Raw genomic sequence first — 6681 nt, forward strand, 5'->3', positions numbered from 1 at the left:
GGGGAGCCCTGGCCCCCGGTGACCTCCGTCGTCTCGCTCCTCGGGAGCGTCCTGTACTTCGTGCTGCTGCTCTACTTCTTCGCGATGTGGGCGCGGTTCGTGCTCGACCTCGTCCGCGTGATCCGACGCGACTGGCGCCCCCGCGGTGCCGGCCTCGTCGCCGCGGAGGGCGTCTACACCGTCACGGACCCGCCGATCGGCTTCTTCCGACGCCTGATCAAGCCGGTCTCGATCGGTCCGATCGCGCTCGATTTCGGCTGGAGCCTCACCATGCTCTGCGTCATCGTGGGCATGTACATCGCCACGTGGCTCCAGCGCGCCTGACCGTCCCTGTATCGTTGGCACGTCCGGACGTTCCCCGCGGTGTCAGCACTGCGCCGTGCGCCTGAAGTTGCTAGCTTTAGTCGCGCGTTGTTAAACGTGTACCTACTTGAAATCGAAGGTGGAAAGCCATGGCGCTCACTCCCGAAGACGTTGTCAACAAGCGGTTCCAGCCGACCAAGTTCCGTGAGGGATACGACCAGGACGAGGTCGACGACTTCCTCGACGAGGTCGTCGTGGAGCTCCGCCGCCTGAACCAGGAGAACGAGGAGCTTCGTCAGCGCCTCTCCTCCGGCGACAGCCGCCCCTCGGACGCCCGAGTCCCCGACGCCCCGCGCGAGAGCACTCCTGCTCCCGCCCCGGTGGTCGACGAGGCACCGGAGCCGGAGCCGCAGCCCGAGCCCGAGCCCGAGCCCACCCCGGCTCCCGCACCGGTCGTCGCTCCCGTCAGCTCCTCGCAGTCGGCTCCGGTCGACGAGGCCGAGAGCTCCAGCGGACTCCTGCAGCTCGCCCGCCGCCTCCACGAGGAGCACGTGCGCGAGGGTGCCGAGAAGCGCGACGCTCTCGTCGCCGAGGGCCGTGCCACGGCCGCCCGCATCGTCGCCGAGGCCGAGGCCAAGCAGCGCCAGCAGGTCGCGAAGCTCGAGGAGGAGCGCGCGACGGTCGAGCACCGCATCGACGAGCTCCGCACCTTCGAGCGCGAGTACCGCCAGAAGCTGAAGAGCTACATCGAGGGCCAGCTCCGCGACCTCGACACCCAGCCGGCGTCGACGGAGTCCTCGCTGTCGGGCTTTGGGGCGTAGTCCCGCCGCAGCGGACGTCAGGCCGAGGGTGCTCGTCACCCTCGGCCTCGTCGCGCTCGCGGTCTTCGCGATCGATCAGACCGCGAAGCTCCTGGTCACGACGAACCTGACCCTGGGCGAGGACGTCCATGTCCTCGGCGACGTCCTGATCCTGCACTACGTGAAGAACCCGGGTGCCGCCTTCTCCCTCGCGAGCGGGTCGACCTGGATCTTCTCGATCATCGCGGCGTGCGTCGTCGTCGCCGTGATCTGGTTCTCGCGCCGGATCCGCTCCACCGCGTGGGGCGTCTTCTTCGGCCTGCTGCTCGGCGGCACCCTCGGCAACCTCTTCGACCGGCTGTTCCGAGAGCCCTCCTTCGGGCTCGGACACGTCGTCGACTTCCTCTTCACGCCGTGGCTGCTCCCGGCGATCTACAACGTCGCCGACATCGCGATCTGCACGGCGATGGCGCTGTTCGTCCTCCTGAGCGTGCGGGGCGTAGGCCTCGACGGCACCCGTGAGCGCGCGGGCCGCGACGAGCAGGACCAGGTCGTGTCCGAGAACGGCGCTCCCGCCGCCCCCGGAGCGGGCGCCCCCGCAGCGGCCTCCTCCGTCGAGGAGGCGGCCCGCGACGCCGACCGCCCCGGCGGACGCTGATGGCGCAGTCCCGAGAGCTGCCGGTCCCGGACGGGCTCGACGGCCTCCGCGTGGACGCGGCCGTCGCGAAGCTGCTCGGCTTCTCGCGCACCTTCGCGGCCGAGGTCGCCGAGGCGGGCGGAGTGAGCGCCGACGGACGGGTCCTCGACAAGAGCGACCGCGTGCACGCAGGCACCTGGCTGAGCGTCGAGTGGAGTCCGCGCGAGGAGCCGCGGATCGTGCCGATGGCGGTCCCCGGCCTCGGCATCGTGCACGACGACGACGACATCGTGGTGATCGACAAGCCCGTCGGAGTGGCCGCGCACCCCGCCGTGGGCTGGGAGGGACCGACGGTGCTCGGCGCCCTCGCCGCCGCGGGCTTCACCGTGTCGACCTCCGGTGCGGCCGAGCGCGCGGGCATCGTGCACCGGCTCGACGCCGGCACGAGCGGCCTCATGGTCGTCGCGAAGTCCGAGCGCGCCTACACGCACCTCAAGCGCGCGTTCCACGACCGCACGGTCGAGAAGGTCTACCACGCGGTCGTGCAGGGCCACCCCGACCCGCTCGCCGGGACGATCGACGCCCCGCTCGGCCGCCACCCGTCCTCGGACTGGAAGTTCGCGGTCCGCGCCGACGGCAAGCCCTCGGTGACCCACTACGAGACGATCGAGGCCTTCCCGTTCGCCTCCCTCCTCGAGATCCACCTCGAGACCGGCCGCACCCACCAGATCCGCGTGCACATGGCCGCCCAGCGCCACCCGTGCGTCGGCGACGCGATGTACGGCGCCGATCCGACCCTCTCGAAGCGGCTCGGCCTCACCCGCCAGTGGCTCGACGCGGTCCGGCTCGGCTTCACCCACCCGGGCTCGGGGGAGTGGGTGCAGTTCGAGGCGTCGTACCCCGACGACCTGGTGCACGCCCTCGAGGTGCTGCGCGGGGAGTGATCCGCGCTCTCCCGGCCGGACCCGCGTCCGGCGCGGTTAGACTTCTTCCCGCCGTGTCCACGGGCCCTCCCGGGTCGCCGGCCATCCCTCCCCTGCCCGCAGTCCGCCGGAGGCGCATCCTTGCCGAGTAACGATTCCTTCGTCCACCTCCACGTGCACAGCGAGTACTCGATGCTCGACGGTGCAGCGCGGGTGAAGCCGCTGATCGACGCGGCGGTCGAGGAGGGCATGCCGGCCATCGCCGTGACCGACCACGGGAACGTGTTCGGCGCCTTCGACTTCTGGCGCACCGCGACGGCGGCGGGGATCAAGCCGATCATCGGCACCGAGGCCTACCTCACCCCGGGGACGCACCGCTCCGACAAGACCCGCATCCGCTGGGGCGACGGCGGAGGGGACGACGTGTCCGGCTCCGGCGCGTACACCCACATGACGCTGCTCAGCTCGACCACGACGGGCATGCACAACCTCTTCCGCCTCTCCTCGCGCGCGTCGATCGAGGGCTACTACTTCAAGCCGCGCATGGACCGCGAGATCCTCTCGCAGTACTCCGAGGGCCTGATCGGCACCACGGGCTGCCCGAGCGGCGAGGTCCAGACGCGCCTGCGCCTCGGCCAGTACGAGGAGGCCCGCCAGGCGGCCGCCGACTACCGCGACATCTTCGGCAAGGAGAACTTCTTCGCCGAGATCATGGATCACGGCCTCGACATCGAGCGGCGGGTGATCGGCGACGTCATCCGGCTCGCGAAGGACCTCGACCTCCCGTTGGTCGCCACCAACGACCTGCACTACACGCATGCGCACGACGCGACCTCGCACGCGGCGCTGCTCTGCGTGCAGTCCGGAACCACCCTCGACGACCCCAAGCGCTTCAAGTTCGACGCGGACGAGTTCTACCTCAAGTCGCCGCGCGAGATGCGCCAGGTCTTCCGCGACCACCCCGAGGCCTGCGACAACACGCTCCTCATCGCGGAGCGCTGCGACGTCCAGTTCGACACCTCGGCGAACTACATGCCCCGCTTCCCGGTGCCGGAGGGCGAGACGGAGGACACCTGGTTCGTGAAGGAGGTCGAGGCCGGACTGCGCGAGCGCTACCCGGACGGCATCTCCCAGGAGGTGCGCGACCGGGCGGACTACGAGACCCGCGTCATCCTGCAGATGGGCTTCCCCGGCTACTTCCTCGTCGTCGCCGACTTCATCAACTGGTCCAAGCGCAACGGGATCCGCGTCGGTCCCGGCCGCGGCTCCGGTGCCGGCTCGATGGCGGCCTACGCGATGAAGATCACCGACCTCGATCCGCTGCGGCACGGCCTGATCTTCGAGCGCTTCCTCAACCCCGACCGCGTCTCCATGCCCGACTTCGACGTCGACTTCGACGACCGTCGCCGCGGCGAGGTCATCCGCTACGTCACCGAGAAGTACGGCGACGAGCGCGTCGCGCAGATCGTCACCTACGGCACCATCAAGGCGAAGCAGGCTCTCAAGGACGCCTCGCGCGTCCTCGGCTTCCCGTTCGGGATGGGCGAGAAGCTGACGAAGGCCATGCCGCCCGCGATCATGGGCAAGGACATCCCGCTCAGCGGCATCAACGACCCCGCCCACGCGCGCTACAAGGAAGCGCTCGACGTGCGCAACGTCATCGCCGAGGACCCGCAGGCCAAGCTGGTCTTCGACACCGCGCTCGGACTCGAGAACCTCAAGCGCCAGTGGGGCGTGCACGCGGCCGGCGTCATCATGTCCAGCGATCCGCTGCTCGACATCATCCCGATCATGAAGCGGGAGCAGGACGGCCAGATCGTCACGCAGTTCGACTACCCCGCGTGCGAGTCGCTCGGGCTGATCAAGATGGACTTCCTGGGGCTGCGGAACCTCACTATCATCGACGACGCCCTCGACAACATCCGCGCCAACCGCGGACAGGACCTCGTGCTCGAGGACCTCGAGCTCGACGACCAGGCCGCCTACGACCTCCTCGCGCGTGGCGACACGCTCGGCGTCTTCCAGCTCGACGGCGGCCCGATGCGCGGGCTTCTCCGGCTGATGAAGCCCGACAACTTCGAGGACATCTCCGCAGTCCTCGCGCTCTACCGGCCGGGCCCGATGGGCGCCGACTCCCACACCAACTACGCGCTGCGGAAGAACGGCGTGCAGGAGATCACCCCGATCCATCCGGAGCTCGAGGAGCCGCTCTCGGAGGTGCTCGGAGGGACCTACGGCCTGATCGTGTACCAGGAGCAGGTCATGTCGATCGCGCAGAAGCTCGCGGGCTTCACGCTCGCGCAGGCCGACCTGCTGCGGCGCGCGATGGGCAAGAAGAAGAAGTCCGAGCTGGACAAGCAGTTCGAGGGCTTCTCGGGCGGCATGATCGCCAACGGCTACTCGATGGAGGCCGTCAAGACCCTCTGGGACATCCTGCTGCCCTTCTCCGACTACGCCTTCAACAAGGCGCACTCGGCGGCGTACGGCGTCGTCTCCTACTGGACGGCGTACCTCAAGGCGCACTACCCCGCGGAGTACATGGCCGCGCTGCTCACCAGCGTCGGCGACTCCAAGGACAAGATGGCCGCCTACCTCAACGAGTGCCGGCGGATGGGGATCAAGGTGCTCCCGCCGGACGTCAACGAGTCGATCGGCTTCTTCACCGCCGTCGGCACCGACATCCGCTTCGGCCTCGGCGCCGTCCGCAACGTCGGCATGAACGTCGTCGAGGGCATCCGGGCCGCCCGCGAGGAGAAGGGGCGCTTCGAGACGTTCCACGACTTCCTCCGCAAGGTGCCGCTGCAGGTGACCAACAAGCGCACCATCGAGTCGCTCATCAAGGCCGGCGCCTTCGACTCGCTCGGCTCGACCCGCCGCGCCCTGGTCGAGGTGCACGAGGACGCCGTCGAGGCGGCGGTAGGGGAGAAGCGCAACGAGGCGAACGGCCAGGTCGGCTTCGACTTCGACAGCCTCTGGGACGAGCCGCAGGCCGCGATCCAGGTGCCCGAGCGGCCCGAATGGGCCAAGCGCGACAAGCTCGCCTTCGAGCGCGACATGCTCGGGCTCTACGTGTCCGACCATCCGCTCGCCGGACTCGAGACCGAGCTCGCCAAGCACTACAGCACCACGATCGCCGACCTGCTGATCTCGGAGACGATCGCCGACGGCGAGACCGTGGTCGTCGCGGGCCTGGTGACGAGCGTCCAGCACCGCATGGCCAAGGCCTCCGGCAACCAGTACGGGATGATCCAGGTCGAGGACTTCGGCGGCGAGATCACCTGCATGTTCATGGGGAAGGCGTACCAGGAGTTCGCCCCGGCGCTCACGAACGACTCCATCGTCGTCGTCAGAGGCCGCGTCAGCATGCGCGACGACGGGATGAACCTGCACGCGTTCAGCCTGTTCGCCCCCGAGATGAGCCAGGACGGCGACTCGGGACCGCTCACCGTCTCGATGCCCGAGTCGCGCGCGACCACCGACACGGTCTCGCAGCTCAGCGACGTGCTCATCCGCCACTCCGGCCAGACCGAGGTGCGGCTGAAGCTCATCAAGGGCGACACGGCCCGCGTGTTCGAGGTCCCGTTCCCCGTGCGCATCACCCCGGACCTCTTCGGCGAGCTGAAGAGCCTGCTGGGGCCGAACTGTCTGTATTGAATTCCGAGCCGGTCCCCGACCGGCTCGGCGCGGTCGGCTGGGGAGGGTGGCCGGGTCGGTGAGAGCGTCGTGCGTCCGGCTACGACGATCCGCTGACACGCGGATCGCCGGTTCGCGGTGTCTGTGGCGAGCCGGTCCCCGACCGGCTCGGCGCGGTCGGCTGGGGAGGGTGGCCGGGTTCTCAAGGGCGTCCTGCGTACGGCTACGACGATCCGCTGACACGCGGATCGCCGGTTTTCCTCGGAGGGTGCGGCGAGAGGGTGGCGGATCGGAGTGCGAGCCTGCGGCCGCCGGTGTCCTCCGGGTGGTCGAGTAGCCGCGCGGCGGCCGCAGGCTCGCACTCCGATCCGCCACCCTCTCGCCG

The 6681-nt window shown here is 69.5% G+C and carries 5 protein-coding genes; all 5 read left to right on the forward strand.

The window, feature by feature from the left end; genetic code table 11:
- Positions 1 to 18: 18 nt before the first annotated feature.
- Positions 19 to 324, forward strand: coding sequence for a YggT family protein (locus C5D36_RS08910; RefSeq protein WP_258059242.1), 306 nt, complete (start codon positions 19 to 21; stop codon positions 322 to 324).
- A gap of 128 nt (positions 325 to 452) precedes the next feature.
- Positions 453 to 1124: a DivIVA domain-containing protein gene (locus C5D36_RS08915; RefSeq protein WP_104292476.1), complete on the forward strand. Its 672-nt coding sequence runs from the start codon at positions 453 to 455 to the stop codon at positions 1122 to 1124.
- 28 nt (positions 1125 to 1152) lie between these two features.
- Positions 1153 to 1761 carry a signal peptidase II gene (lspA, locus tag C5D36_RS08920; protein ID WP_104267390.1) on the forward strand — a complete coding sequence of 203 codons (609 nt, stop codon included), beginning with the start codon at positions 1153 to 1155 and terminating at the stop codon, positions 1759 to 1761.
- Positions 1761 to 2684: an RluA family pseudouridine synthase gene (locus C5D36_RS08925; protein WP_104233341.1), complete on the forward strand. Its 924-nt coding sequence runs from the start codon at positions 1761 to 1763 to the stop codon at positions 2682 to 2684. The genes lspA and C5D36_RS08925 overlap by 1 nt, the downstream gene beginning before the upstream one ends.
- A gap of 171 nt (positions 2685 to 2855) precedes the next feature.
- On the forward strand, positions 2856 to 6317 hold the full coding sequence (dnaE, locus tag C5D36_RS08930; RefSeq protein WP_374953776.1) for a DNA polymerase III subunit alpha: 3462 nt from the start codon (positions 2856 to 2858) through the stop codon (positions 6315 to 6317).
- The last annotated feature ends 364 nt before the right edge of the window (positions 6318 to 6681 follow it).

The sequence above is a fragment of the Rathayibacter sp. AY1C6 genome (assembly GCF_002931535.1).
Classification (GTDB): domain Bacteria; phylum Actinomycetota; class Actinomycetes; order Actinomycetales; family Microbacteriaceae; genus Rathayibacter.

What these genes read in the sequence shown, in the direction of transcription:
- C5D36_RS08925 (WP_104233341.1), top strand. Translation starts at nt 1,761, where the DNA reads ATGGCGCAGTCCCGAGAGCTGCCGGTCCCGGACGGGCTCGACGGCCTC.
- C5D36_RS08915 (WP_104292476.1), top strand. Translation starts at nt 453, where the DNA reads ATGGCGCTCACTCCCGAAGACGTTGTCAACAAGCGGTTCCAGCCGACC.
- dnaE (WP_374953776.1), top strand. Translation starts at nt 2,856, where the DNA reads ATGCTCGACGGTGCAGCGCGGGTGAAGCCGCTGATCGACGCGGCGGTC.